Annotated in this window: 1 protein-coding gene; it reads right to left on the minus strand. The window is 50.9% G+C overall.

Annotated elements, in window-relative coordinates:
• The coding region (locus R7190_RS29130) for a tripartite tricarboxylate transporter substrate-binding protein (protein WP_318138102.1) at window positions 1–589 on the minus strand (589 nt) is incomplete at both ends.

Below are 589 nucleotides of genomic sequence, written 5' to 3' on the forward strand. Positions count from 1 at the left end.
AATTGAGTTTCGCCAGAAAGCAGGGCTGCCATTGCTTTGCCACACGCATCATAGCCAATGTAACGGACTTTACGCGCATCAAAGCCTTCGCCTTTAAATGCCGCCGCAATGACAAGGTGATCCATAGAGCCGCGCGCTGAGCCACCAGCAATCTTCACTTTGCGAGGATCGGCTTCAAACGCTTTTACAGCATCTTCCCATGTGTTGTATGGCGAGTCCGCAGAGGCAACAATCGCGCCGTAGTCTGCAACAGTTGCAGCAACAGGCGTTAGGTCACGGAAGGATTGAGGAAAAATACCGCTAAGAGAACGCACAACGATTGGTGTTGAGTTCACCATGAGCGTGTCTTCTTGGCGATCTGCCGTTTCAATTAAGTGAGCGATGGCTTTACCACCGCCGCCACCTGATAGGTTTTGAAACGACACGTTTTCTACGATGTCTGATTTTACTAACACATCACCCGTACCACGGGCGGTCATATCCCAACCGCCGCCAGCGCCACCTGGGATCAAGAAGTGCATTTTTTCAATATCCGCAGCAAAAGCGTTGAATGAGAATGAAGCTGCGATGATTGAAGCGGCGAGCGTTG

This window comes from Vibrio sp. 1078-1, from assembly GCF_033340475.1.